Source organism: Pseudomonas sp. ACN5 (assembly GCF_002303975.1).
Classification (GTDB): Bacteria; Pseudomonadota; Gammaproteobacteria; order Pseudomonadales; family Pseudomonadaceae; genus Aquipseudomonas; species Aquipseudomonas laurylsulfatiphila.
In genome coordinates this window covers 371,268-396,381 of the sequence record NZ_MRCP01000004.1, presented here as the reverse complement: position 1 = coordinate 396,381, position 25,114 = coordinate 371,268, and the positions used below count along the sequence as shown (strand labels likewise).

Genomic DNA, 25,114 nt, shown 5'->3' with positions numbered 1-25,114 from the left:
TAAATCCTTGAACTGCATGTACCGTGCGTCCTGCCGTTGACGCAAAGCTGTCGTGTGGCACCTGTAACTTAGTAAATCAGAGTGCGGCACACGCGACGCCTGTTCAGACGAGCGGTGAAACCACCTTGCAAATCGTCAATAAGCGGTTGCCAGCAAAGACGTTGTGGCGCAATGATCAATCAGCGCAAATCATTGTGAAGGTCTAGATTTCAGGTATCCACGTTCACTTTTTCAGGGCTGGAAAGGGGCTGGCCGTCGCTTGTCGTGTTGTGCGATTGTTTCTTTCATCCAAGGGAAAAACAGAACCTGTTTGGATGATCCGATGCCTTTCGGGTCAAGTAGATCGCCCAGGCATGGGCCTGGGCAGACAGCGACACATGAAGTGTCGTGGCGCGGCGTACGTTGTCGGGCCGAGGGTTCTGTGCAGAAGGAGAAGTTGAATGCCTTACCAACCGAATGACCTCCTGAGCCGTCATTTTGAAGAAAGCGGCCACGACCTCCTCAGCAAGGTCGAAGAACAACTCAAGCTGATTTCACCCAACAGCCCGAACATCCCGATCTACCGTGACATGATCCTGACCGTGCTGCGCATGGCCCAGGAAGACCACAACCGCTGGAACGCCAAAATCACCCTGCAAGCCCTGCGCGAACTGGAACAGGCCTTCCGCGTGCTCGAACAATTCAAGGGACGGCGCAAGGTCACTGTTTTCGGCTCGGCCCGTACCCCCATGGAACATCCGCTCTACAGGATGGCCCGGGAACTCGGCGCCGCTCTGGCGCGCTCGGACATGATGGTCATTACCGGCGCCGGTGGCGGCATCATGGCCGCCGCCCACGAGGGCGCCGGCCTGACACACAGCCTGGGGTTCAACATCACCCTGCCCTTCGAGCAGCATGCCAACCCCACTGTCGACGGCACGACCAACCTGCTGCCCTTCCATTTCTTCTTCACCCGCAAGCTGTTCTTCGTCAAGGAAGCCGATGCCCTGGTGCTGTGCCCGGGCGGCTTTGGCACGCTGGATGAAGCCCTGGAAGTACTGACGCTGATTCAGACCGGCAAGAGCCCATTGGTGCCCGTGGTGCTGCTCGACGCGCCGGGCGGTAAATTCTGGCAAGGCGCACTGGACTTCATTCACCAGCAACTGGAGGAAAACCACTACATCCTGCCCACTGACATGAAGCTGGTGAGACTGGTCTACAACGTCGAAGAAGCGGTAGAGCACATCAACCAGTTCTACGGCAACTTCCACTCCAGTCGCTGGCTCAAGCATCAGTTCCTGATTCGCATGAATCACTCACTCAACGACCAGGCACTCGAATACATGCAGGAGGCTTTCGCCGACCTGTGCCTGAGTGATCATTTCCATCAGCACACTTACAGCGGGGAAGAACACGACGAAGCCGAATTCAGCCATCTGGCGCGACTGGTCTTCAACTTCAACGCCCGCAATCATGGCCGCCTGCGCGAACTTGTGGACTACATCAACCTGCCGGAAAACTGGGCACAATCAAAATCCCAGGCACAACAACGCACGCGGGAGTCGTCAAAGGTTACGTGAGGCATAAAAAAACGGCCTGCTATCGAAATAGCAGGCCGTTTCAGTTCAGTCGTCCATCCCTCGACCGCTGAACAGGCGGTTGATCATTTCCATGGAGTATCCCCGATACGCCAGGAATCGGCCTTGTTTGGCTCGCTCCCGGACATCTGCCGGCAATTGCCCGGAGAATTTGCGTCGCCAGGTGTCGGCCAGTTGCTCCTGCCAGTCGATACCGCTCTCTCGCAGGGCGAGTTCAATATCGGTGCGCTGCAGGCCGCGCTGGCTCAACTCTTCACGAATGCGTAAAGGGCCATAACCGGAACGGGCGCGGTAGGAAACAAAACTTTCGAGGTAACGGGTTTCAGACAACAACCCCTCTTCCGTCAACCGGTCGAGTGCTGTTTCGATCATTTCAGGGAGGGCGCCGCGCTGACGCAGTTTACGCGTCAGCTCGACTCGACCGTGCTCGCGTCGTGCGAGCAGGTCCATTGCGGTTCGCCGCACCGCGACGAGTGTATCGAGTACGGCGGTCATCGCTTCGATCAGATATCAGCGTCAACCAGGTCGTCTTCGGTCTCTTTGACCGCAGAAGCTTTGGCGTCCGCTACCGATGCCGGGGACAGGAGCTTGTCACGCAGTTGCTTCTCCAGCTTTGCCGCGACTTCCGGGTTGTCCGCCAGGAACTTGGCCGAGTTGGCCTTGCCTTGACCGATCTTGGTGCCTTCATAGGCATACCAGGCGCCGGACTTCTCGACGAAACCGTGCAGAACACCCAGGTCGATCATCTCACCGTTGAGGTAGATGCCCTTGCCGTAAAGAATCTGGAACTCGGCCTGACGGAACGGCGAAGCCACCTTGTTCTTCACGACCTTGACGCGGGTTTCGCTACCAACGACTTCATCACCTTCCTTCACCGCGCCAGTACGACGGATGTCCAGACGAACCGATGCGTAGAACTTCAGAGCGTTACCACCGGTGGTGGTTTCCGGACTACCGAACATCACGCCGATTTTCATGCGGATCTGGTTGATGAAGATCACCAGGCAGTTGGCGTTCTTGATGTTACCGGTGATTTTACGCAGCGCCTGGGACATCAGGCGGGCTTGCAGGCCCACGTGCATGTCACCCATTTCGCCTTCGATTTCAGCCTTTGGCACCAGGGCGGCCACGGAGTCGACGATGATCACGTCAACCGCGTTGGAACGCACCAGCATGTCGGTGATTTCCAGGGCCTGCTCGCCGGTGTCCGGCTGGGAAACCAGCAGGTCGTCGACGTTGACGCCCAGCTTGCCGGCGTACTCAGGGTCGAGGGCGTGTTCGGCGTCGACGAATGCGCAGGTCGCGCCGGCTTTTTGAGCCTGGGCGATCACGGACAAGGTTAGCGTGGTTTTACCGGAAGATTCAGGACCGTAGATTTCAACAATACGGCCTTTTGGCAGACCGCCGATGCCGAGAGCAATGTCCAGACCCAGAGAGCCAGTGGAAATGGCCGGGATCGCCTGACGGTCCTGATCGCCCATACGCATTACGGCACCCTTGCCGAATTGACGTTCGATCTGACCCAGGGCCGCAGCCAAGGCTTTCTTCTTGTTGTCGTCCATTAAAGTCCTCACGTAATCAATAAGGCCTGACGGCCAACACCTGTATAAGTAGCCAGTATTATTCCACAGCGATTCCGGATCGCCTACCCCTGATTTGAGATTTCTGCCGCGGCATAGCGCAGCAGCCCCTCTAGCGCGGCCTTCACCGTTTGTCGGCGCACCTCGTCGCGGTCACCGGCGAAGTATTGCAACTCGCTGAACACTCGCTCACCCACACCCCAGGCCAGCCAAACCGTCCCCACTGGCTTGCTCGGCGAACCACCGTCCGGCCCGGCTACGCCACTGACCGCCACGGAAAAATATGCGCGACTTTTCTCCTGCGCGCCCCTGGCCATCGCCTCGACCACCTCGCGACTGACCGCCCCCACCGTGGTGAACAACTCAACAGGAACATCCAGTTGCAGGTTCTTCTGCAGATTGGAGTAGGTGACATAACCGGCCTCGAACCACGCCGAGCTGCCGGGAATACGGGTGATCGCCTCGGCGATCCCGCCGCCGGTGCAGGACTCGGCCGTGGAAACGTGGGCATTGAGAACCTGCAATTGCCTGCCAAGGTCAGCGGCGAGCTGGGTAATTAATTTCACGGTCATCTCCTGATGGGCGGGATGGGTTAACCGTACACCAGCAGACTGCACTTGCAAGCGACTGGAGCGATCAAAATGCAAAGAACCAGAGGCTCTGGAAAAGGCCTGCCGAGGATTCAATCTTCGACGTCGCCGGATGGAACTTGACTGACACCCATGCGTTTGGCCGCCCAACGCTCATACAACCCCAAAACCACGTCAGTCCCGGCCATCGCCGCCAAACAACCGCCTGCACAAGCAGCCCAAATGGAAACATTGGCGGCGTGCAGCAACATGATGACCGAGGCGCCACAGATCATGCTGGAGCCAGACCGCAGGCTCAGGCGCCGGATAAGGGGCCAGCCACGAACGCCCTCTTTATCGGCACGCCACATTTCACCGGTAACGCCACCGAGTATTGGCAGGCTGATGACCAGCCAAAGAGGCATGTCCAGCAACGCATATTGCTCAGCGGTCATTTCATGCCTCCTTGAGTGAACGGTCATTCCGTGTTCTTGAATAGATAGACAACAAGACCATGCATTTATGCATAACCAGTCAATGCGCAAACGCATACAAGAAGACAATCCGATGCTTTCAGCAAACGAAAAAAACCCGCTCGGGAAGCGGGTTTTATCTGAACGCAGGGGGGGTTAGCGGGCGTACATGCCCCACCAGAAGACATGTCCGAGGATAACAATCGGCTCCTCCTGGATGTCCTGAAAGGTGTAATCCTCGTCCGGGTGCTCATCACGATTAAAGCTGCGCAGGCGAATCCCGGTCGGCAGGCGATACAGCTGCTTCACCCGCAATTGGCCGTTGTGATTGATTGCATAAAGGTCGCCGTCAACGATATCGCCGATGCCGCACTTGCCGGCATTCACGCCGACCGTGGCGCCATCGCGCAGTACTGGCAGCATGCTATTGCCACGCACTGTCACGCATTTCGCCTGATCGAACTGCACACCATTGTGGCGCAGACTACGCTTTCCAAAGCGCAGGCTAGAGCGCTCGCTTTCCTCGATGACGAATCTTCCCGACCCTGCGGCCAACTCAACCTCACGAAGAAAAGGAACCGACACCTCATCGTCATCGACAGGGGTATCGTCGTCCCACAGGCTTATATCCTTGAGTTCCGAATGCACAGGAGCGCGCCCGGCATTGGTGGCGGGCGCGACGTCCGCGCGACCGCGCAACTGGTCGGTGCTCACGGAAAAATAGTCGGCAATTTTCGAAATGTGCCGATCCGAAGGATCGACGATCTTCCCGCTGAGAATACGCGAGAGCGTGGATTGAGGCACGCCGGTACGACGGTGAAGCTCCGTGGGGGAGATCCCGTGCTGATCGAGCAATGCTCTTAAGACAGTAGATACGTTGCGTTTGTGCATAACGCGCATAGTGCTGGTTATTTTCGCAGAAGACAAATGCCCAATTGCATAATCGATGCATGACCTGTTTTTTGCGTCGTAAAAGATGTCACCCGGCCGCGATGCCTGCGTCGGGTAGAGCGCCCATGGTAACCTTGCGCCCATCGCGGAAAAGCCCGGCCGTTGCCCCGCTTTTGCCCCACCTCTTTCAACGAGCTTCCTGACAATCCGATGAATAAAGCCGTCTCCGACCTGTCCTCCCACACCCCGATGATGCAGCAGTACTGGCGCCTGAAAAACCAGCACCCGGACCAGCTGATGTTCTACCGCATGGGCGACTTCTACGAGATCTTCTATGAAGACGCGAAGAAGGCCGCCAAGTTGCTGGACATCACCCTGACCGCCCGCGGGCAGTCGGCGGGGCAGGCGATTCCGATGTGCGGGATTCCTTACCACGCCGCTGAGGGTTACCTGGCAAAACTGGTGAAGCTTGGCGAATCGGTGGTGATCTGCGAGCAGGTCGGTGACCCGGCCACCAGCAAAGGGCCCGTGGAGCGGCAGGTGGTGCGCATCATCACGCCGGGGACGGTGAGTGACGAGGCGCTGCTGGATGAGCGTCGAGACAACCTGATCGCTGCTGTTTTGGGTGATGAGCGCCTGTTCGGTCTCGCGGTGCTGGACATCACCAGTGGCAACTTCAGCGTGCTGGAAATCAAGGGGTGGGAAAACCTGCTGGCGGAGCTGGAGCGGGTCAACCCGGTGGAACTGCTGATCCCGGATGACTGGCCCAAGGATTTGCCGGCGGAAAAACGCCGCGGTGTGCGTCGCCGTGCGCCATGGGATTTCGAGCGCGATTCAGCGCTCAAAAGCCTGTGCCAGCAATTCTCGACCCAGGATCTCAAGGGCTTTGGCTGCGAAAACCTGACCCTGGCCATCGGCGCCGCCGGTTGCCTGCTGGCTTACGCCAAGGAAACCCAGCGCACTGCCCTGCCTCACTTGCGCAGCTTGCGTCATGAACGCCTCGACGACACCGTGGTGCTCGATGGCGCCAGCCGTCGCAACCTGGAACTCGACACCAACCTGGCCGGGGGCCGCGACAACACCCTGCAATCGGTGGTGGACCGTTGCCAGACGGCCATGGGCAGCCGCCTGCTGACCCGCTGGCTGAATCGCCCGTTACGCGATTTGACGGTGCTGTTGGCGCGCCAGACCTCGATCACCTGCCTGCTCGACGGTTACCGCTTCGAGAGACTGCAACCGCAGCTCAAGGAAATCGGCGACATCGAGCGGATTCTTGCGCGGATCGGCCTGCGCAATGCCCGCCCGCGCGACCTCGCCCGCTTGCGTGACGCCCTCGGCGCACTGCCCGAACTGCAAGTGGCAATGACGGAACTTGAAGCCCCGCACCTCCAGCAACTCGCCAGCATCACCAGCACCTACCCGGAGCTGGCGGCACTGCTGGAGAAGGCCATCATCGACAACCCGCCCGCGGTCATTCGTGACGGCGGTGTACTGAAAACCGGCTACGACAGCGAACTCGACGAACTGCAATCGCTCAGCGAAAACGCCGGACAATTCCTGATCGACCTCGAGGCACGGGAAAAGGCCCGCACCGGCCTGTCGCACCTGAAGGTCGGTTACAACCGCATTCACGGTTACTTCATCGAGCTGCCAAGCAAGCAGGCTGAGTCGGCACCGGCCGACTATATTCGCCGCCAGACGCTCAAAGGCGCCGAGCGTTTCATTACGCCGGAACTCAAGGCGTTCGAAGACAAGGCATTGTCAGCCAAGAGCCGCGCCCTGGCCCGCGAGAAGATGCTGTACGAAGCACTGCTCGAAGACCTGATCGCCCAACTGCCGCCCTTGCAGGACACCGCAGGCGCCCTGGCCGAACTGGACGTCTTGAGCAACCTGGCCGAGCGTGCACTGAACCTCGACCTGAACTGCCCACGCTTCGTCAGTGAACCGTGCATGCGCATCAGCCAGGGCCGTCATCCAGTGGTCGAGCAAGTGCTGACCACGCCGTTCGTGGCCAACGACCTGAGCCTGGACGACAACACGCGCATGCTGGTGATCACCGGCCCGAACATGGGCGGTAAATCCACCTACATGCGTCAAACCGCTCTGATTGTGCTGCTGGCGCATATCGGCAGCTTCGTGCCGGCGGCCAGTTGCGAATTGTCGCTCGTCGACCGCATCTTCACCCGGATCGGTTCCAGCGATGACCTGGCCGGCGGGCGCTCGACCTTCATGGTGGAAATGAGCGAAACCGCGAACATCCTGCACAACGCCACCGAGCGCAGCCTGGTGTTGATGGACGAAGTCGGGCGCGGCACCAGCACCTTCGATGGCCTGTCGCTGGCCTGGGCGGCGGCCGAACGCCTGGCGCATCTGCGTGCCTACACGCTGTTCGCCACCCACTACTTCGAACTGACCGTCCTGCCGGAGGCCCAGCCGCTGGTGGCCAACGTGCACCTCAATGCCACCGAGCACAATGAACGCATCGTGTTCCTGCACCACGTGCTGCCCGGCCCGGCCAGCCAGAGTTACGGCCTGGCGGTCGCGCAGCTGGCGGGCGTACCAAGTGAGGTGATCACCCGTGCCCGCGAGCATTTGAGCCGCCTGGAAGACACCGCACTGCCCCATGAGTCGCCAGCACCTGCCAAAGGCAAACCGGCGGTTCCACAGCAAAGCGACCTGTTTGCCAGCCTGCCACACCCGGTGCTGGAGGAACTGGCCAAGCTCGATCTGGACGACATGACACCACGTCGTGCTCTCGAAATGCTCTATACACTGAAGACACGGATCTAACGCAGCGGCTTGCAAGCTGTTAGAATCTCGCGCGGTTTGGGATGCTGCTGGCTAATAGCCTGGCCAGCAGACTATCGCTCCCAAACCTGGCGACCCCTACGAGAAGGGGCGCAGCAAGCCGCGCCTGAGGAGAAAATTAGAAATGACCTTCGTCGTCACCGACAACTGCATCAAGTGCAAGTACACCGACTGCGTAGAAGTCTGTCCGGTGGACTGCTTTTACGAAGGCCCGAATTTCCTGGTGATTCACCCGGATGAGTGCATCGATTGCGCGCTGTGCGAACCTGAATGCCCTGCCGTGGCTATCTTCTCCGAAGATGAGGTTCCGGCCGGCATGGAGAACTTCATCGAGCTGAACGCTGAGCTGGCCGATATCTGGCCGAACATCACCGAACGCAAGGATCCAATGCCCGATTCCGCAGAATGGGATGGCAAGCCAGGCAAGATCGCAGACCTCGAACGCTGATTACCCCCGCGTTCGCGAAAAAGGCCCCACAAGGGCCTTTTTGCTTTTCTGCGGGCAAAAAAAGGGGCGGTTTGACCCGCCCACATTTTTTCCCTATTCCCTGTGTTCCTTTTCATCATCCTGATGAATCGCGTCCTGCGATTTCCCTATCCCTCATCCTTGAAGGACGTGTCTGTCCGTCGACACAACCTCAATACTAGAGTGTTCCCCTGCGGGATCAATCGCCCCTTGGCGCGAAGCCCAGCTGTCACACGTCATTAATAATAAAAAATAGCCATATAAATCAAAAAGATAAAAACGAGAAGCGTTCAGCATGGACGATTGCCAGGGTGTAAAAATAACGAACACTTACGCAAGTGTAAGCCTGGGCTTACAGCACGAAACCAAAATCCCGAGGGGATTCGGTCTCTTGGTCAGGCAATAAAAAACCCCGAGCCAGTCGGGGTTTTTCATGCCATCGCAGTGAGTGCCTTATTGGAACAGCGACTCGCTCGACAGACCATTTTTTTCCAGTATCTCGCGCAGCCGCTTCAAGCCTTCCACCTGAATCTGCCGGACCCGCTCACGGGTCAGGCCGATTTCCAGGCCGACGTCTTCAAGGGTGCTGCTTTCATGACCGCGCAGGCCGAAGCGGCGTACAACCACTTCGCGTTGCTTGTCGGTCAGTTCCGAGAGCCATTGATCGATGCTCTGGGACAGGTCGTCGTCCTGCAACAGTTCGCATGGATCGGTCGGGCGGTCGTCAGTCAGGGTGTCGAGCAGGGTTTTATCCGAATCCGGACCCAGCGAGACGTCGACCGAAGAAACCCGTTCGTTAAGGCCGAGCATACGCTTGACCTCTCCCACCGGTTTTTCCAGCAGGTTGGCGATTTCTTCGGGTGAGGGTTCATGGTCGAGTTTTTGCGTCAGTTCCCGCGCAGCCCGCAGGTACACATTCAGCTCTTTGACCACATGGATCGGCAGCCGGATGGTCCGGGTCTGATTCATGATTGCGCGTTCGATGGTCTGGCGAATCCACCAGGTCGCGTAGGTCGAAAAGCGGAAACCGCGTTCCGGATCGAACTTCTCCACCGCCCGGATCAAGCCGAGGTTGCCCTCTTCGATCAGGTCCAGCAGCGACAGCCCACGATTGACATAGCGTCGGGCGATTTTCACCACCAGTCGCAGGTTGCTTTCGATCATGCGCTTGCGCCCGGCCGGATCGCCACTTTGCGACAGGCGCGCAAAATGAACTTCTTCTTCGGGTGATAGCAGAGGAGAGAAACCAATTTCATTGAGATACAACTGCGTGGCATCGAGTGCCCGCGTGTAGTCAATGTACTTGTGCTGTTTCAACGATGCGGAGTGTTTGGATTTGGCACGAACGGAAGGTGGAGTCGCCCCTTCATCATTCGACATCGAATCCGTATCAATGCTGCCCTCCATCAGGAGAACCTCATCGTCGATGTCAAACTCCGGCACTTCTTTACTGAGAGCCATTGTTATAGTCCTTTGGTGAGTTCGACCTCAAGCTCAAGCGGCGCCTTTCTCCCTGGCAACGCTGGAGCCTGTCCCCTCTACGCGACGGAACAGGCTGGTAAGCGATCAACGACGTGGCAGGAATTGCAGAGGATCTACAGGTTTACCCTGGCGGCGAATCTCAAAATGCAGTTTCACCCGGTCTGTACCCGTTGACCCCATTTCGGCAATTGTCTGTCCGACCTTGACCTGCTGCCCCTCCCGAACCAACAGCCTGCGGTTATGTCCGTAGGCACTGACGTAGGTTTCACTGTGCTTGATGATCACTAATTCGCCGTAGCCCCTTAAGCCACTCCCGGCGTATACCACCGTCCCATCAGACGCAGCTAAAACAGGCTGTCCCAAATCTCCGGCGATATCAATTCCTTTATTCAAACTACCGTTTGAAGAGAATTTTCCAATCAGAATGCCATTAGATGGCCATCCCCAGCCGGTCGGGGCTGGCCCCGGAGGAGGCAACGGAGCGGGGGCAGGCTTGTTCGCGACGGACGGTACAACTGTCGTTGTGCTGGTAGTCGTACCGTTTGCCGAACGACGGATGACCGTGGTTTTACTCGACGACGAAGGCGTTGAACCGGACGAACTGACCACCGCCGTCGACGTTGAACCGGTACGACCATCAAAGCGAATCGTCTGACCCGGATGGATGGTGTAGGGCGCAGGAATATTGTTTCGGGCCGCAAGGGCCTTGTAGTCCCAGCCGTAACGGAAAGCAATGGAAAACAGGGTGTCCTTTGGACGCACCACGTATTGCCCGGTGGTCACGGCTGGACGCTGAGCCGCCGCATTGTTGCGATCCACGACACGAACATCACTGGATTTGTTGCTGGAACAACCGACCAGCAATGTACTCAAGACAAGGCCAGTCACCAGGCGCTGAAAGCTCGTTTTACTCATACGCTGCGCAATGACTGTGAGACTCACCCGCCGCTCCCTCTGTGGTGGCTGAAAATGTGAAATACCGGAGTCCGGCATGAACTGTCGCAAGTATAACGGGCCGTGCACGCTTTACCTTTAATGTGGCGAATCGCTGTCGCGCACACGTTTGCTGCCTGAAGATGAATCCCGTTGAAACAATCGATGCCGCTGTAAGACAAAGGCAATCGAAGAGAATTCAGCGTGCCGAAACAAATGCTCAGGCCAATGGCCCATTGAGCAATGGCACGAAGCGCACAGCCCCCAGAACATGCCTGGAAAAACCTTGTTCCTCGCGGATGATCAGCATCAATTGCTGGACTTCGCCGGCCCCGACCGGGATCACCATTCGGCCTCCCGGAGCCAACTGGTCAAGCAATGCCTGGGGCACGTCAGTCGCCACGGCGGTGACGATAATCCCGTTGTACGGCGCCAGTGCCGGCCAGCCTTCCCAACCATCGCCCCAGCGGAACACCACGTTGCGCAGGTTCAGTTCGACCAGACGTTCCTTTGCCCGATCCTGCAGAACCTTGATGCGCTCGACCGAGAACACACGCTCGACCAGTTGCGACAGCACTGCCGTCTGATAACCCGACCCGGTGCCGATTTCCAGCACCTTGTCGAGGGGACCGGCCTCCAGCAGCAGCTCGCTCATGCGCGCCACCATATAAGGCTGGGAGATGGTCTGGTTATTGCCAATCGGCAGCGCGGTGTCTTCATAGGCACGGTGCGCCAGCGCTTCGTCGACAAACAGGTGGCGCGGGGTCCGGCGAATGACCTCCAGCACCCTCGCGTTGGAAATGCCTTCTTCATACAGGCGCTGGATGAGCCGCTCCCGGGTTCGCTGGGAGGTCATGCCGATGCCGCGACGCAGCATATCGTCTTGTTCGCGACCCATCAGCGCAGCCCCTCCAGCCAGCCGTCCAGACTTCTGAAGGCATCATTGAAGGTGCGATCCAGTTGCAGCGGCGTGATCGACACATAACCCTGCATCACTGCATGGAAATCGGTACCCGGTCCACCGTCCTCGGCATCCCCGGCCGCGGCGATCCAGTAACCGGACTTGCCCCGCGGATCTACCACTTTAATCGGTGCCGCGGCACGGCCGCGATGGCCCAGGCGGGTCAACTGGATACCGCGGATGCGATCGAGCGGCAAATTCGGAATATTCACGTTCAGTACCGTACGCGGTGGCAGATCCAGGTCAGCATGGGCTTCAACCAGTTTGCGCGCGAAATGGGCAGCTGTGGGAAGGTTCTCTACCTGGCGTGAGACCAGCGAAAAGGCAAACGAAGGGTGTTTCAGGAAACGTCCCTCAAGGGCCGCCGCCACCGTGCCGGAATACAGGACATCGTCCCCCAGGTTCGCGCCCAGGTTGATACCGGAAACCACCATGTCCGCTTCGCGCTCCAGCAGGCCGTTGAGGCCCAGGTGCACACAATCGGTTGGCGTGCCGTTGAGGCTGATAAAGCCGTTGGCCAGGGTTTGCGGGTGCAACGGACGGTCGAGCGTCAGCGAACTGCTGGCGCCGCTCTTGTCCTGGTCCGGGGCGATAACCACGCACTCAGTGTAATCCGCCAGCGCAGCATAAAGCGCGGCGAGACCGGGTGCTGTTACCCCATCGTCGTTAGAAATCAGAATACGCATGGGCTGTCCGTCTGCCCCACCGGCACCAGATCAACAAGCTCGCGCACCAATACGGTGGCGAAGCATCCGGCCGGCAGGACGAATTCCAGTTGCAGAATGTCCAGCGAGGGATAATGCCACGTCAACCCGCCAATGGGCAGCCGCAGGATGCGACGTTCGTGGCTCATACCGGCGTTGATCAGCCAATCACGCAAATCCGCTTCGCGTTCGGCGATGGCCTGCTCCAGTTCATGGACAACCCCCATGGCCGGCGAGTCACCTTCGCCCCACTGAGGACCGGTCGGGTGCAGATCGAGAATCGCCAGGCGCGGGTCGCTGCACTCGGCTTCGCCTGCCGGGAAAAAGCTGCGACTGTCGGTAAATGCCAGCAGATCGCCCACCTGGGCACGCTGCCAGGTGCCGTCGGCGACACGTGCAGCCAATACCTGGTTGAACAGAAAACTGCGCGCCGTGGAGAGCAGCCGCGAGCGCACGTTGCGCTGCTCCGGCAAGGCCTTGCGCGCGGCCCAGGCGCGAGCATCGACGACGTTGCCGCCATCATGGCCGAAACGCTGAGCGCCGAAATAATTGGGAATGCCTTGCTTGGCGATCAGTTGCAGACGCTCTTCAAGCGCAGCCTTGTCACCGGCGAACTGCGTCAGGCGCAAGGTGAAGCCGTTGGCCGAGTGCGCGCCACGTTGCAGCTTGCGCTTGTGGCGGGCGGTCTTGAGGATCTTCAGCGTATCGTTTTCCGCGGCTGTCAGATCAGGGTCGGCCTTGCCCGGCAGCTGCACGCTGAACCACTGGCGAGTCAACGCCTGACGGTCCTTGAGGCCGGCATAACTGACAGTTCGCAACGGCACACCCGCAGCCTTGGCAATCCGTCGCGCCGCTTCTTCAGTATTCAGGCCGCGCTTTTCCACCCAGATCCACAGGTGTTCGCCTTCGCCACTGAGGGGAATGTCGAGGACTTCGTCGACCTGGAAATCTTCCGCGGTCGCCTTCAGGACCGCCGTGCCGAGGGCCTCACCGTAAGCCCGCGGGCCGAGCAATTGCAGTTCGTTCATGCGCGCAGCAACAAGGCAACGGAGTGCACGGCAATGCCTTCTTCGCGACCGACAAAGCCGAGCTTTTCGGTGGTGGTAGCTTTCACGTTCACTTGATCCAACTCTACTTGAAGATCCGCGGCAATCAGCGCGCGCATCGATTCGATATGCGGGGCCATTTTCGGCGCCTGGGCGACGATGGTGTTGTCGACGTTGCCGACTTTCCAGCCCTTGGCATGGACCAGTGCGACGACATGACGCAACAGCGCACGGCTGTCGGCGCCCTTGAATTGCGGGTCGGTATCCGGGAAATGCTTGCCGATGTCACCCAGCGCCGCGGCGCCGAGCAAGGCATCGCTCAAGGCGTGCAAGAGGACGTCACCGTCTGAGTGGGCGAGCAGCCCGAAGCTGTGTGCAATGCGCACACCGCCCAGAGTGATGAAATCGCCTTCAGCGAAACGGTGCACATCATAGCCGTGGCCAATACGCATAAAAAAACGCCCCGATTTTTGTCAGGGCGTGATTCTACCTGCATTAGCCAACCAGAGCATGCGCGTGATGCCGCAAGTGCTCATCGATGAAACTGGCGATGAAGAAATAGCTGTGGTCATAGCCCGGTTGCAGGCGCAACGTCAGCGGATGACCGGCCAGTTTGGTCGCCTGCTGCAAGGCTTCCGGCTTGAGCTGGGTGGCGAGAAAATCGTCGCGATCTCCCTGGTCGACCAGCAGCGGCAGCTTTTCATCGGCCTCGGCAATCAACGCGCAGGCATCCCATTCACGCCATTTCGAACGGTCCTCTCCCAGGTAGCGGGAGAAGGCTTTGTGCCCCCACGGACAATCCATCGGATTGTTGATAGGCGAGAACGCCGATACCGAACGATAACGCCCCGGGTTGCGCAAAGCACAGACCAGCGCGCCGTGGCCGCCCATGGAGTGTCCGCTGATGCCGCGCTTGTCCGACGCCGGGAAATGGGCTTCAACCAATGTCGGCAATTCCTGCACAACGTAATCATGCATCCGATAGTGTCGCGACCAGGGTTCCTGGGTGGCATTCAGATAAAACCCGGCGCCGAGGCCAAAGTCCCAGGCGCCATCCGGATCACCCGGCACATCAGGACCGCGAGGGCTGGTGTCCGGTGCGACGATGATCAGCCCCAACTCGGCGGCCATGCGCATGGCGCCGGCCTTCTGCATGAAGTTCTCGTCGGTGCACGTCAGGCCGGACAACCAGTACAACACCGGCAGCTTGCCGCCCTGCTCCGCCTGCGGCGGCAGATAGACGGCGAACACCATGTCGCAGCCGAGCACGTCGGAGCGATGGCGATAGCGCTTGTGCCAGCCACCGAAGCTTTTCTGACAGGAGATGTTTTCCAGACTCATGGGAATCCTCCCAGCTGCAAGCCACAAGCCTGAAGCTGCAAGTCGAGGCGCGCTCTCTTGCAGCTTATGGCTTGCGGCTGACTGCTGCTTCTTAGAAATGAATGACCGAGCGGATGCTTTTTCCTTCATGCATCAGGTCAAACGCCTTATTGATATCTTCCAGGCCCATGGTGTGGGTGATGAAGGTATCCAGCGGGATCTCACCGGTCTCGGCCATTTCCACATAGCTTGGCAACTCGGTACGGCCACGCACACCACCGAACGCCGAACCGCGCCAGACGCGGCCGGTGACCAGCTGGAACGGACGGGTGGAGATTTCCTGGCCGGCACCGGCAACACCGATGATGACCGACTCGCCCCAGCCCTTGTGGCAGCACTCCAGTGCCGCGCGCATCAGTTGCACATTGCCGATGCACTCGAAGGAAAAGTCGACGCCACCGTCGGTCATGTCGACGATGACTTCCTGGATCGGACGATCGAAGTCTTTCGGATTCACGCAATCGGTTGCACCCAGCTGTTTGGCGATCTCGAACTTCGCCGGGTTGATGTCGATGGCGATGATGCGGGCAGCCTTGGCTTTGACCGCGCCGATGACGGCCGACAGACCGATGCCGCCGAGGCCGAAAATGGCCACGGTATCACCCGGTTTTACCTTGGCGGTGTTGAGCACGGCGCCGATACCGGTAGTGACACCGCAGCCCAGCAGGCAGACTTTTTCCAGTGGCGCTTCCTTGGCGATTTTCGCAACGGAAATCTCCGGAAGCACGGTGTACTCGGAGAAGGTCGAAGTACCCATGTAGTGGAAAATCGTTTCGCCCTTGTAGGAAAAACGCGAAGTGCCGTCCGGCATCAAGCCTTTGCCCTGGGTCGCGCGAATCGCCTGGCAGAGGTTGGTCTTGCCGGACAGGCAGAATTTGCACTGGCGACATTCCGGGGTGTACAGCGGGATCACATGGTCGCCTACCGCCACGGAAGTCACACCCTCGCCGATGGCTTCAACGATCGCCCCGCCTTCGTGACCGAGGATCGACGGGAAGATGCCTTCCGGATCAGCGCCGGACAAGGTGTAGGCATCGGTATGGCAGACACCGGAGGCCACCACGCGCAGCAAGACTTCGCCGGCCTTGGGCATGGCAACATCGACCTCAACGATTTCGAGGGGTTTCTTGGCCTCGAAGGCAACGGCGGCGCGCGACTTGATCATGATGGCTCTCCAGTGAATAAAAACGAGACAGGGAGTGTAATACATGGCCAAGCGATGAATAATCGACGCAAATGCAAAATATTATTGCTACACAGGGATAATCATCGATGTCCGAAAACCGCTGGGAAGGGATCGACGAGTTTGTCGCCGTCGCCGAGTGCAACCAGTTCACCGCGGCGGCGGAACGCCTGGGGGTTTCGTCCTCCCATATCAGTCGACAAATCGTACGCCTCGAAGAGCGCCTGCAAACCCGTTTGCTCTACCGCAGTACCCGTCGGGTTGCGCTGACCGAGGCCGGACAAACGTTCCTGCAGCATTGCCAACGCTTGCAGGACGGCCGCGAAGAGGCACTGCGCGCGGTGGGCGACTTGACCAGCGAGCCCAAAGGCATGCTGCGCATGACATGCGCCGTGGCTTACGGTGAACGCTTCATCGTGCCGTTGGTGACCCGTTTCATGGGGCTGTATCCACAGCTGCGCATCGATATCGAATTGACCAACCGGCAACTCGACCTGGTACATGATGGCCTCGATCTGGCGATCCGCCTCGGGCGCTTGCAGGATTCACGGCTGGTTGCCACCCGCCTCGCGCCACGGCGCATGTTTCTCTGCGCATCACCCTCCTACATTGAGCGCTACGGCCGGCCGCACAGCCTGTCGGAACTCAGTCGCCACAACTGTCTTATCGGCAGTTCGGATCTCTGGCAACTGGAGCAGAACGGGCGGGAATTTTCCCAGCGAGTCCAGGGAAATTGGCGCTGCAATAGTGGGCAAGCCGTACTGGACGCGGCGCTACAGGGCGTGGGGTTGTGTCAGTTGCCGGACTATTACGTGCTGGAGCATTTGAAGAGCGGCGCATTGATTTCGTTGCTGGAGGCGCATCAACCGCCGAACACCGCGGTTTGGGCGCTGTACCCGCAGCAGCGGCATTTATCGCCGAAGGTGCGCAAGCTGGTGGATTTTTTGAAGGAAGGGTTGGCTGAGCGACCGGAGTATCGGGGTTAGAATCACCAGTGTTTCTCAGTGACAGATTGGCTGACTGAAACGGCGCTTTCGCGAGCAAGCCCGCTCCCACAGGGGGAACAGTCTTGCTCACAAAAATTGCGGGCAACACCGGTCAAATGTGGGAGCGGGCTTGCTCGCGAAAGGCGCGACGCGGTCTCAAAGTTGATTGCCGCACAACTTAGCGACGATTAGCCCAACGCTGTCTCAACCATTCAAGATCTTCAGGACGCGTCACCTTGAGGTTATCGGACCGCCCTTCGATCAGCCGTGGTGCCGAACCGGCCCACTCCATGGCCGAAGCTTCGTCGGTAATGACGGCATCCGCCACCAGGCTGTCAGCCAACGCCCGATGCAATGCCCCAAGGCGAAACATCTGCGGCGTGTAGGCCTGCCAGATCACACTGCGATCCACGGTTTCGAGCACACGACCGTGCTTGTCGACCCGCTTGAGCGTATCCCGTGCCGGAACCGCCAGCAGTCCGCCAACAGGGTCGTCAGCCAGTTCAGCCAGCAGCTTGTCCAGGTCGTCACGACTGAGGTTCGGCCGTGCGGCATCGTGAACCAGTACCCAATCCTCATTATCAGCGCCCTGCGCATGCAGGTGCAGCAAGGCATTGAGCACCGATCCGGAACGTTCGGAACCGCCCTCGACCCGGACAATACGCGGGTCACTGGCACACGCCAGGTTCGGCCAATAAGGATCGTCGACAGCAAGACTGACCACCAGGCCTTTCAGGCAAGGATGGTCAAGGAAACAGCCGAGGCTGTGTTCGAGAATAGTGCGCCCGCCCAGTTGCAAGTATTGCTTGGGACGGTCCGCGGCCATACGGGCACCGACGCCCGCGGCAGGAATCACGGCCCAGAAGGCCGGTAACGTCTGGCTCATTGCGCCAACTGGTAAAGGGTTTCACCGTCCTTGACCATGCCCAACTCATGGCGAGCCCGTTCTTCAACGGTCTCCATGCCCTTTTTCAACTCACTGACTTCGGCGTCCATTACCCGATTGCGCTCCAGCAATGCCTGGTTCTCAGCTTGCTGATCCGCGATCTGCTGCGTCAACTCGGCCACTTGCGCCAGACTGCCGTTTCCCACCCACAGGCGGTACTGCAAGCCAGCCAGCAACAAAAGCAGAATGAGGAACAACCAATTGGGACTGCGCATCGAATATCAGGTATCCAGTGAAAAAAGACAGCCATGCCAAACGTGAAGCTTCTGATAGCACGAAGCCTGGAAGAACCAGGCTTGTGCATATAAGGCATCAGATTAGTGGCAAAAACGTCGCCGTAGCGATTTTTCCGACACAATCCGGTGTCTTTTTTACCATGTACTGACTCAGCCGCGGAATTCGCCGCGACCGTTGTACTTGGCCTTGCCATTCAACTGCTCTTCGATACGCAGCAGTTGGTTGTACTTGGATACGCGATCGGAACGGCACAGGGAACCGGTCTTGATCTGGCCAGCCGAGGTGCCCACGGCCAGGTCGGCAATGGTCGAATCTTCGGTTTCGCCGGAGCGGTGCGAGATCACGGCGGTGTAACCGGCAGCCTTGGCCATCTGGATGGCTTCCAGGGTTTCGGTCAGGGTGCCGATCTGGTTGAACTTGATCAGGATCGAGTTGGCGATCTTCTTGTCGATGCCTTCTTTCAGGATCTTGGTGTTGGTCACGAACAGGTCGTCGCCTACCAGTTGGGTCTTCTCGCCGATCTTGTCGGTGAGGATCTTCCAGCCAGCCCAGTCGGACTCGTCCAGGCCATCTTCGATGGAGATGATCGGGTAACGTTCGGTCAGGCCTTTGAGGTAGTCAGCGAAACCTTCGGCGGTGAACACCTGGCCTTCGCCGGACAGGTTGTACTTGCCGTCTTCGTAGAATTCGCTGGCCGCGCAGTCCAGGGCGAGGGTCACGTCGGTGCCCAGCTTGTAACCGGCATTGGCCACGGCTTCGGAGATCACTTTCAAAGCGTCTTCGTTGGAAGCCAGGTTCGGCGCGAAACCACCTTCGTCACCGACGGCAGTGCTCAGGCCACGGGCCTTCAGTACAGCTTTGAGGTGGTGGAAAATCTCGGTGCCCATGCGCAGACCTTCCGAGAAAGACTTGGCGCCAACCGGCTGAACCATGAATTCCTGGATGTCGACGTTGTTATCGGCGTGCTCGCCGCCGTTGATGATGTTCATCATCGGAACCGGCATCGAGTAGACACCCGGGGTGCCGTTCAGGTTGGCGATGTGAGCGTACAGCGGCAGGTCCTGGTCCTGTGCGGCGGCCTTGGCGGCAGCCAGGGAAACGGCGAGGATCGCGTTGGCGCCCAGGGAACCTTTGTTTTCAGTACCGTCGAGCTTGATCATTGCCAGATCGAGCGCTTTCTGGTCGCTTGGGTCCATGCCTTTCAACAGGTCCTTGATCGGACCGTTGATGTTGGCTACGGCCTTCAGAACACCCTTGCCCAGGTAACGGCTCTTGTCGCCATCACGCAGCTCGAGCGCTTCACGCGAGCCAGTGGAAGCACCGGACGGCGCGCAGGCGCTGCCGATGATGCCGTTATCGAGAAGCACATCCGCTTCCACGGTGGGATTGCCACGGGAGTCGAGAACTTCACGACCTTTGATGTCGACGATTTTAGCCATTGTTGTAAACACTCCAAAGTTGACGAAAACGACGCAGCTGTAGGAAATCTTTGGTCGTCGGCAAGCGAGGTGCAGCGGGCAGTCTTGCAGACGACAAGGCTCAGGCTCGAGGGCCTGAGCATTAAATCGTGCGGTACTTTACCGGAGAATTGAGGATTACGCGGTTTCTACCGTCGGAAAACTCTTCACCAGTTCGTCCAGGGCTTTGAGCTGGGCCAGGAATGGCTCCAGTTTGTCCAGGCGCAAGGCGCAAGGACCGTCACATTTGGCGTTGTCCGGATCCGGGTGGGCTTCCAGGAACAGGCCGGCCAGCGACTGGCTCATGCCGGCCTTCGCCAGGTCGGTGACCTGGGCGCGACGACCGCCGGCGGAATCGGAGCGACCGCCAGGCATTTGCAGCGCATGGGTCACGTCGAAGAACACCGGGTATTCGAACTGCTTCATGATGCCGAAGCCGAGCATGTCGACGACCAGGTTGTTGTAGCCGAAGCTCGAACCACGCTCGCAGAGAATCAACTGATCATTACCCGCTTCCACGCACTTGTTCAGGATGTGCTTCATTTCCTGGGGGGCGAGGAACTGGGCTTTCTTGATGTTGATCACGGCGCCCGTTTTGGCCATTGCGACCACGAGGTCGGTCTGGCGCGACAGGAAGGCCGGCAACTGGATGATGTCACAGACTTCAGCGACGACCGCGGCCTGGTCAGGCTCGTGGACGTCGGTGATGACCGGCACGCCGAAGGCTTGCTTGATGTCCTGGAAGATGCGCATGCCTTCTTCCAGGCCCGGACCACGATAGGAGGTCACAGAAGACCGGTTGGCCTTGTCGAAACTGGCCTTGAACACGTAAGGGATACCGAGCTTTTCGGTGACCTTCACATACTCTTCGCAAACCTGCATGGCCATGTCACGGCTTTCCAGCACGTTCATGCCGCCGAACAGCACCATGGGTTTGTCGTTGGCAATCTCGATGTCGCCGACGCGGATGATCTTCTGTGCCATCGGGGTTACGCCTTCTTCTGGTGTTGAGCCAACGCGGCCTTGACGAAACCGCTGAACAGCGGATGACCGTCGCGTGGCGTCGAGGTGAACTCAGGGTGGAACTGGCAAGCGACGAACCATGGATGATCCGGTGCTTCAACCACTTCAACCAGTGCGCCATCCCCGGAACGACCGGAGATTTTCAAACCGGCTTCCATGATTTGCGGCAGCAGGTTGTTGTTCACTTCGTAGCGATGACGGTGACGCTCGACGATCACGTCCTTGCCATAGCAACCATGAACCAGGGAACCTGGCTCCAGCAGGCAATCCTGCGCGCCCAGACGCATGGTGCCGCCCAGATCGGAAGCTTCGGTACGGGTTTCGACCGCACCGGTGGCATCTTCCCACTCGGTGATCAGGCCCACGACCGGGTGACCGCTTGCACGATCGAACTCGGTGGAGTTGGCGTCTTTCCAGCCCATCACGTTACGGGCGAACTCGATTACGGCCACTTGCATGCCCAGGCAGATACCCAGGTATGGAACCTTGTTTTCGCGAGCGTATTGAACGGCAGTGATCTTGCCTTCAACGCCACGCAGACCGAAGCCGCCAGGCACCAGGATCGCGTCGACGCCTTCCAGCAGCGCAGTGCCCTGGTTCTCGATGTCTTCGGAATCGATGTAGCGCAGGTTGACCTTGGTACGGTTGCTGATGCCGGCGTGACTCATCGCTTCGATCAGCGACTTGTAGGCGTCCAGCAGCTCCATGTACTTGCCGACCATGGCGATGGTGACTTCGTGCTCAGGGTTGAGCTTGGCGTCGACCACGGCTTCCCACTCGGACAGATCGGCACCGCCGCATTGCAGGCCGAAGCGCTCGACGACGAAATCGTCCAGGCCCTGGGAGTGCAGGATGCCCGGGATCTTGTAGATGGTATCGGCGTCTTCCAGCGCGATCACCGCACGCTCTTCAACGTTGGTGAACTGCGCGATCTTGCGACGCGACGACACATCGATCGGGTGGTCGGAGCGGCAGACCAGCACGTCTGGTTGCAGGCCGATGGAACGCAGTTCCTTCACCGAGTGCTGGGTTGGCTTGGTTTTGGTTTCACCGGCAGTGGCGATGTACGGCACCAGTGTCAGGTGCATCAGCATCGCGCGCTTGGCGCCGACTTCGAAACGCAGTTGGCGGATCGCTTCGAGGAACGGTTGCGACTCGATGTCACCCACGGTGCCACCGATCTCGACCATGGCCACGTCAGCGTCGCCGGCACCCTTGATGATACGGCGCTTGATTTCGTCGGTGATGTGCGGAATCACCTGGATGGTTGCACCCAGGTAGTCACCACGGCGCTCTTTGCGCAGGACGTGTTCGTAGACACGGCCGGTGGTGAAGTTGTTGTTCTGGGTCATGGTCGTGCGGATGAACCGCTCGTAGTGACCCAGGTCCAGGTCGGTCTCGGCGCCGTCGTGTGTGACGAACACTTCACCGTGCTGGAACGGGCTCATGGTGCCCGGGTCGACGTTGATGTACGGGTCCAGCTTCAGCATGGTGACCTTAAGTCCCCGCGCCTCCAGGATGGCCGCCAATGATGCCGATGCAATGCCTTTCCCCAATGAAGAAACAACACCGCCCGTGACGAATATGTAGCGCGTCATGAAAAACCCTAGAAGTCTGCGTTAAAGCGGTCCGAGCCGCCGGGGAAAGCGAAGGAAGGCCGAAGCCCCCGATCACCTGCATTAATCACAGTGCACCTTTCAAAAAAACCGCCGCGTTGGGACAGACCGGGAAATGAATCACCGGTTCGTTGCTCGCTACACATTTTTTGGAATCGCCCAGCAAAGACTGCTTGGTAATCGGCAACTCCTGCAATTCAGGCGAATCCACAGAAGTTGTATCAAGAAGGGAGCGTAGTCTACCGGAAAGCCCCTTTCAGCTCAAACCTTGATCTTCGTTCAGTGGCTGCCAATGCAAATGCCAGTTACCGATCGCACCACCATCGAGCCCGTTGAGGTTCGCTACCGCCAGCAATTGCCCCTCTTTGTAGAGCAGCGGCAATCTGCCGCGCACGAAGGACGGTACAGCGCTTTCATTGAGCAAACGTTTCAGGTCCCGATGGCCGCGGCCTGGCAAAGCCATGACCTCTCCCCCTTCACGATAGCGGATCTGTAACGGGCCATCGGGGATTTGTCCGGTGAGCGACAGCATGCCGTTGTCCGGGGTTACCAGCGGTGAACGCGGGTCCTGCCACGCTCCGGCGACAGGCAGAGGGCGCAACCAGCGGCCGGACAACCACCAGATCCGCCCGCCAGCCCGATGCAGTTCACCATCGGCCAGCCGCCACACCGGGCAGGCATCGCCGCTGGCGTCGCGCAAATCCTCCCAACCCGACCAATGGTCAGTGTCCGGCAGGCGGGTCAGCGGTTCGAGCCAATGACTCAAGGCATTGCGCTGCCGGGCGTCGGAGAGTTGCGCAAGCGACGCCAGTTCAAGGGATCGCAAGCCCAGCCAGGCGAACTCACTGACAGAGTTGGCGTTACGCAAATCCATGTCTGCCAGTTCTTCGAGCAACCCCTGCGCCTCAGTCAGATGCGCCGCGCTGCGGGCCATGGTTGCCACCGCTTGTGGCCAGCGCCGGGTCAAGGCGGGGAAGACTTGATGCCGCAGGTAGTTGCGCGAGTACTGCCGATCTTCGTTTGAAGGATCTTCGATCCAGCTCAAGCCATGCTCGTTGGCATAGGTCTCCAGTTCAGCCCGCGTGACGTCGAGCAATGGCCTCAGCAGATGGCCCTTGCCCAACGGGCGTTGACGCGGCATACCCGACAGCCCGCGCACGCCGGCCCCACGCAACATACGGAACAGCAAGGTTTCCGCCTGATCGTCGCGGTGCTGGGCGGTCAGCAGGACCTCATCGGGCAGTATCACTTCGGTGAACGCGTGATAACGCGCGTCCCGCGCCGCACGCTCCAGACTGGCACCGGGCTGCACCTGCACCTGAACGATCTGCAACGGGACGCCCAGCGCAGCGCACACAGAACGACAATGTTCCGGCCACGCATCGGCCACAGCTTGAAGGCCGTGATGAACATGGATGGCGCACAGCGCCGGCAGGGATTCGGTTTTTGCGAGATGTGCAAGGAGGTGCAGCAGGACGGTGGAGTCCAGGCCGCCGGAGAAGGCGATGTGCCAAGCCGGAGCGTTACGCCACGGTTTCAGATTCAGCAAAAGCCTGGAAGGCAAGTCAATCGCGGGCCGATCCATATCTCTCCCTTTGCACAAATCAAATGTGGGAGCGGGCTTGCTCGCGAAGGCGGCTGAACATTCAACACATCAGTTGATTGTTATACCGCTTTCGCGAGCAAGCCCGCTCCCACATTCAAGCCGAGATCAGAGACCGTAGCTCATCAGTCGATCGTAACGGCGCTTGAGCAGCGCGTCGTTATCGAACTTCTTCAGCATCGCCAGTTGCGAGCTCAGCTCGGCGCGGATCGATGCAGCGGCAGCGGCCGGGTCACGGTGCGCGCCGCCCAATGGCTCGCCAATCACCTTGTCCACGATGCCCAGACCCTTGAGGCGCTCGGCGGTGATGCCCATCGCTTCTGCGGCATCCGGTGCCTTCTCGGCGGTTTTCCACAGAATCGAAGCGCAACCTTCCGGCGAAATCACCGCGTAGGTCGAGTATTGCAGCATGTTCAACTGGTCGCAGACACCGATTGCCAGTGCACCACCGGAACCACCCTCACCGATCACGGTGGCGATGATTGGGGTTTTCAGGCGCGCCATGACCCGCAGGTTCCAGGCAATCGCTTCGCTCTGGTTGCGCTCTTCAGCGTCGATGCCAGGGTAAGCGCCCGGGGTGTCAATGAAGGTCAGGATCGGCATCTTGAAGCGTTCGGCCATTTCCATCAGGCGGCAAGCCTTGCGGTAGCCTTCCGGACGCGGCATGCCGAAGTTGCGGCGAACCTTCTCGCGCACTTCACGGCCCTTCTGGTGGCCGATGACCATGACTGGCTTGTCGTCCAGACGGGCGATGCCGCCAACGATGGCCGCGTCGTCGGAGAAGTGACGGTCACCGTGCAGTTCGTCGAACTCGGTGAAGATGTGTTCGATGTAGTCCAGGGTATACGGACGTTTCGGGTGACGTGCCAGGCGTGCGATCTGCCAGCTGGTCAGCTTGCCGAAAATGTCTTCGGTCAGCGTTTTGCTCTTGTCCTGCAGGCGGGAGATCTCATCGCCGATATTCAGCGAATTGTCATTACCGACCAAGCGCAACTCTTCGATCTTGGCTTGCAGGTCGGCGATCGGCTGTTCGAAATCTAGAAAATTCGGGTTCATAGGCGTCCGTCTTGGGTCGAGTCCCAAGGGATCTTGGGCCGGCCGGTTGTCTATTCGCGCCCTACCTTAAGGGACAGGCGCGTTGAGGTCGAGATTAAAAATTCAGGTCTGGGTCAGGGCAATCTGATAGCACTGAC

At 59.2% G+C, this 25,114-nt stretch carries 24 protein-coding genes; 4 read left to right on the top strand and 20 right to left on the bottom strand.

Annotated features, from left to right (window positions below):
* Positions 1-440 precede the first annotated feature (440 nt).
* Positions 441-1,559 (top strand): TIGR00730 family Rossman fold protein, encoded by a 1,119-nt coding sequence (locus BSF40_RS10440; protein ID WP_015093788.1) that lies wholly within the window; start codon positions 441-443, stop codon positions 1,557-1,559.
* Between the two features lie 45 nt (positions 1,560-1,604).
* Here BSF40_RS10440 and recX read toward each other — a convergent pair whose 3' ends face one another.
* The 5 genes from recX to BSF40_RS10415 all read right to left on the bottom strand — a co-directional run bounded on the left by recX (position 1,605) and on the right by BSF40_RS10415 (position 5,090).
* Entirely contained in the window at positions 1,605-2,072 is a 468-nt protein-coding gene (recX, locus tag BSF40_RS10435; RefSeq protein ID WP_095965054.1) for a recombination regulator RecX, read from the bottom strand.
* An 8-nt stretch (positions 2,073-2,080) separates the two neighbouring features.
* Positions 2,081-3,139 carry a recombinase RecA gene (gene recA / locus BSF40_RS10430; RefSeq protein ID WP_007971148.1) on the bottom strand — a complete coding sequence of 353 codons (1,059 nt, stop codon included), beginning with the start codon at positions 3,137-3,139 and terminating at the stop codon, positions 2,081-2,083.
* Positions 3,140-3,222: 83 nt separating this feature from the next.
* Positions 3,223-3,723 (bottom strand): CinA family protein, encoded by a 501-nt coding sequence (locus tag BSF40_RS10425; protein ID WP_095965139.1) that lies wholly within the window; start codon positions 3,721-3,723, stop codon positions 3,223-3,225.
* A 116-nt stretch (positions 3,724-3,839) separates the two neighbouring features.
* Positions 3,840-4,181, bottom strand: a complete 342-nt coding sequence (locus tag BSF40_RS10420; protein ID WP_095965053.1) for a phage holin family protein — start codon at positions 4,179-4,181, stop codon at positions 3,840-3,842.
* Between the two features lie 174 nt (positions 4,182-4,355).
* Complete coding sequence (locus BSF40_RS10415; protein ID WP_095965138.1) at positions 4,356-5,090, bottom strand: XRE family transcriptional regulator; 735 nt, start codon at positions 5,088-5,090, stop codon at positions 4,356-4,358.
* Between the two features lie 210 nt (positions 5,091-5,300).
* On the opposite strand from BSF40_RS10415, the gene mutS reads away from it, so the two are divergent.
* Together mutS and fdxA are read left to right on the top strand one after the other, a co-directional pair.
* Positions 5,301-7,880, top strand: coding sequence for a DNA mismatch repair protein MutS (gene mutS, locus BSF40_RS10410; RefSeq protein ID WP_095965052.1), 2,580 nt, complete (start codon positions 5,301-5,303; stop codon positions 7,878-7,880).
* 142 nt (positions 7,881-8,022) lie between these two features.
* Positions 8,023-8,346, top strand: coding sequence for a ferredoxin FdxA (gene fdxA, locus BSF40_RS10405; RefSeq protein WP_007970729.1), 324 nt, complete (start codon positions 8,023-8,025; stop codon positions 8,344-8,346).
* Between the two features lie 471 nt (positions 8,347-8,817).
* Here the strand turns inward: fdxA and rpoS are convergent, their stop codons facing one another.
* The 8 genes from rpoS to BSF40_RS10365 all read right to left on the bottom strand — a co-directional run bounded on the left by rpoS (position 8,818) and on the right by BSF40_RS10365 (position 16,035).
* A complete protein-coding gene (gene rpoS / locus BSF40_RS10400) occupies positions 8,818-9,825 on the bottom strand; it encodes an RNA polymerase sigma factor RpoS (RefSeq protein WP_095965051.1) in 1,008 nt (335 codons plus the stop codon).
* A 105-nt stretch (positions 9,826-9,930) separates the two neighbouring features.
* Positions 9,931-10,788 (bottom strand): peptidoglycan DD-metalloendopeptidase family protein, encoded by an 858-nt coding sequence (locus BSF40_RS10395; protein WP_095965050.1) that lies wholly within the window; start codon positions 10,786-10,788, stop codon positions 9,931-9,933.
* A gap of 211 nt (positions 10,789-10,999) precedes the next feature.
* Positions 11,000-11,635, bottom strand: a complete 636-nt coding sequence (locus tag BSF40_RS10390) for a protein-L-isoaspartate(D-aspartate) O-methyltransferase (RefSeq protein WP_172435346.1) — start codon at positions 11,633-11,635, stop codon at positions 11,000-11,002.
* Positions 11,636-11,676: 41 nt separating this feature from the next.
* A complete protein-coding gene (gene surE / locus BSF40_RS10385; RefSeq protein ID WP_095965049.1) occupies positions 11,677-12,426 on the bottom strand; it encodes a 5'/3'-nucleotidase SurE in 750 nt (249 codons plus the stop codon).
* Positions 12,414-13,472 (bottom strand): tRNA pseudouridine(13) synthase TruD, encoded by a 1,059-nt coding sequence (gene truD / locus BSF40_RS10380; RefSeq protein WP_095965048.1) that lies wholly within the window; start codon positions 13,470-13,472, stop codon positions 12,414-12,416. Before truD ends, surE begins: the two co-directional genes overlap by 13 nt.
* Entirely contained in the window at positions 13,469-13,942 is a 474-nt protein-coding gene (ispF, locus tag BSF40_RS10375) for a 2-C-methyl-D-erythritol 2,4-cyclodiphosphate synthase (protein ID WP_007970721.1), read from the bottom strand. Before ispF ends, truD begins: the two co-directional genes overlap by 4 nt.
* Positions 13,943-13,985: 43 nt before the next feature.
* A complete protein-coding gene (gene fghA / locus BSF40_RS10370) occupies positions 13,986-14,837 on the bottom strand; it encodes an S-formylglutathione hydrolase (protein WP_172435694.1) in 852 nt (283 codons plus the stop codon).
* 85 nt (positions 14,838-14,922) lie between these two features.
* On the bottom strand, positions 14,923-16,035 hold the full coding sequence (locus BSF40_RS10365) for an S-(hydroxymethyl)glutathione dehydrogenase/class III alcohol dehydrogenase (protein ID WP_015093777.1): 1,113 nt from the start codon (positions 16,033-16,035) through the stop codon (positions 14,923-14,925).
* 107 nt (positions 16,036-16,142) lie between these two features.
* Here BSF40_RS10365 and BSF40_RS10360 point away from each other — a divergent pair, with 107 nt between their 5' ends.
* On the top strand, positions 16,143-17,039 hold the full coding sequence (locus BSF40_RS10360; protein ID WP_095965046.1) for a LysR substrate-binding domain-containing protein: 897 nt from the start codon (positions 16,143-16,145) through the stop codon (positions 17,037-17,039).
* Between the two features lie 178 nt (positions 17,040-17,217).
* Here the strand turns inward: BSF40_RS10360 and ispD are convergent, their stop codons facing one another.
* The 7 genes from ispD to BSF40_RS10325 all read right to left on the bottom strand — a co-directional run bounded on the left by ispD (position 17,218) and on the right by BSF40_RS10325 (position 24,977).
* A complete protein-coding gene (ispD, locus tag BSF40_RS10355) occupies positions 17,218-17,925 on the bottom strand; it encodes a 2-C-methyl-D-erythritol 4-phosphate cytidylyltransferase (RefSeq protein ID WP_095965045.1) in 708 nt (235 codons plus the stop codon).
* A complete protein-coding gene (gene ftsB / locus BSF40_RS10350) occupies positions 17,922-18,200 on the bottom strand; it encodes a cell division protein FtsB (protein WP_007970710.1) in 279 nt (92 codons plus the stop codon). The genes ispD and ftsB overlap by 4 nt, the downstream gene beginning before the upstream one ends.
* 171 nt (positions 18,201-18,371) lie before the next feature.
* Entirely contained in the window at positions 18,372-19,661 is a 1,290-nt protein-coding gene (eno, locus tag BSF40_RS10345; RefSeq protein WP_015093774.1) for a phosphopyruvate hydratase, read from the bottom strand.
* 156 nt (positions 19,662-19,817) lie between these two features.
* The gene (gene kdsA / locus BSF40_RS10340) at positions 19,818-20,663 is read right to left on the bottom strand and encodes a 3-deoxy-8-phosphooctulonate synthase (protein WP_007970708.1); all 846 of its coding nucleotides are present in this window, start codon (positions 20,661-20,663) and stop codon (positions 19,818-19,820) included.
* A 5-nt stretch (positions 20,664-20,668) separates the two neighbouring features.
* Positions 20,669-22,300 (bottom strand): CTP synthase, encoded by a 1,632-nt coding sequence (locus BSF40_RS10335; protein ID WP_007970707.1) that lies wholly within the window; start codon positions 22,298-22,300, stop codon positions 20,669-20,671.
* Between the two features lie 274 nt (positions 22,301-22,574).
* Positions 22,575-23,903 (bottom strand): tRNA lysidine(34) synthetase TilS, encoded by a 1,329-nt coding sequence (gene tilS / locus BSF40_RS10330; protein ID WP_095965044.1) that lies wholly within the window; start codon positions 23,901-23,903, stop codon positions 22,575-22,577.
* Between the two features lie 126 nt (positions 23,904-24,029).
* Entirely contained in the window at positions 24,030-24,977 is a 948-nt protein-coding gene (locus tag BSF40_RS10325) for an acetyl-CoA carboxylase carboxyltransferase subunit alpha (RefSeq protein ID WP_007978369.1), read from the bottom strand.
* Between the last annotated feature and the right edge of the window lie 137 nt (positions 24,978-25,114).

Bases quoted from the DNA above. Each gene is read 5' to 3' on its own strand.
- ftsB (WP_007970710.1), bottom strand. From the start codon at position 18,200: ATGCGCAGTCCCAATTGGTTGTTCCTCATTCTGCTTTTGTTGCTGGCT.
- BSF40_RS10440 (WP_015093788.1), top strand. From the start codon at position 441: ATGCCTTACCAACCGAATGACCTCCTGAGCCGTCATTTTGAAGAAAGC.
- fdxA (WP_007970729.1), top strand. From the start codon at position 8,023: ATGACCTTCGTCGTCACCGACAACTGCATCAAGTGCAAGTACACCGAC.
- BSF40_RS10360 (WP_095965046.1), top strand. From the start codon at position 16,143: ATGTCCGAAAACCGCTGGGAAGGGATCGACGAGTTTGTCGCCGTCGCC.
- ispF (WP_007970721.1), bottom strand. From the start codon at position 13,942: ATGCGTATTGGCCACGGCTATGATGTGCACCGTTTCGCTGAAGGCGAT.
- kdsA (WP_007970708.1), bottom strand. From the start codon at position 20,663: ATGGCACAGAAGATCATCCGCGTCGGCGACATCGAGATTGCCAACGAC.
- BSF40_RS10390 (WP_172435346.1), bottom strand. From the start codon at position 11,635: ATGACCTCCCAGCGAACCCGGGAGCGGCTCATCCAGCGCCTGTATGAA.
- tilS (WP_095965044.1), bottom strand. From the start codon at position 23,903: ATGGATCGGCCCGCGATTGACTTGCCTTCCAGGCTTTTGCTGAATCTG.
- mutS (WP_095965052.1), top strand. From the start codon at position 5,301: ATGAATAAAGCCGTCTCCGACCTGTCCTCCCACACCCCGATGATGCAG.
- truD (WP_095965048.1), bottom strand. From the start codon at position 13,472: ATGAACGAACTGCAATTGCTCGGCCCGCGGGCTTACGGTGAGGCCCTC.
- BSF40_RS10325 (WP_007978369.1), bottom strand. From the start codon at position 24,977: ATGAACCCGAATTTTCTAGATTTCGAACAGCCGATCGCCGACCTGCAA.
- rpoS (WP_095965051.1), bottom strand. From the start codon at position 9,825: ATGGCTCTCAGTAAAGAAGTGCCGGAGTTTGACATCGACGATGAGGTT.
- BSF40_RS10365 (WP_015093777.1), bottom strand. From the start codon at position 16,035: ATGATCAAGTCGCGCGCCGCCGTTGCCTTCGAGGCCAAGAAACCCCTC.
- ispD (WP_095965045.1), bottom strand. From the start codon at position 17,925: ATGAGCCAGACGTTACCGGCCTTCTGGGCCGTGATTCCTGCCGCGGGC.
- recA (WP_007971148.1), bottom strand. From the start codon at position 3,139: ATGGACGACAACAAGAAGAAAGCCTTGGCTGCGGCCCTGGGTCAGATC.
- BSF40_RS10415 (WP_095965138.1), bottom strand. From the start codon at position 5,090: ATGCACAAACGCAACGTATCTACTGTCTTAAGAGCATTGCTCGATCAG.
- recX (WP_095965054.1), bottom strand. From the start codon at position 2,072: ATGACCGCCGTACTCGATACACTCGTCGCGGTGCGGCGAACCGCAATG.
- eno (WP_015093774.1), bottom strand. From the start codon at position 19,661: ATGGCTAAAATCGTCGACATCAAAGGTCGTGAAGTTCTCGACTCCCGT.
- BSF40_RS10335 (WP_007970707.1), bottom strand. From the start codon at position 22,300: ATGACGCGCTACATATTCGTCACGGGCGGTGTTGTTTCTTCATTGGGG.
- BSF40_RS10420 (WP_095965053.1), bottom strand. From the start codon at position 4,181: ATGACCGCTGAGCAATATGCGTTGCTGGACATGCCTCTTTGGCTGGTC.
- surE (WP_095965049.1), bottom strand. From the start codon at position 12,426: ATGCGTATTCTGATTTCTAACGACGATGGGGTAACAGCACCCGGTCTC.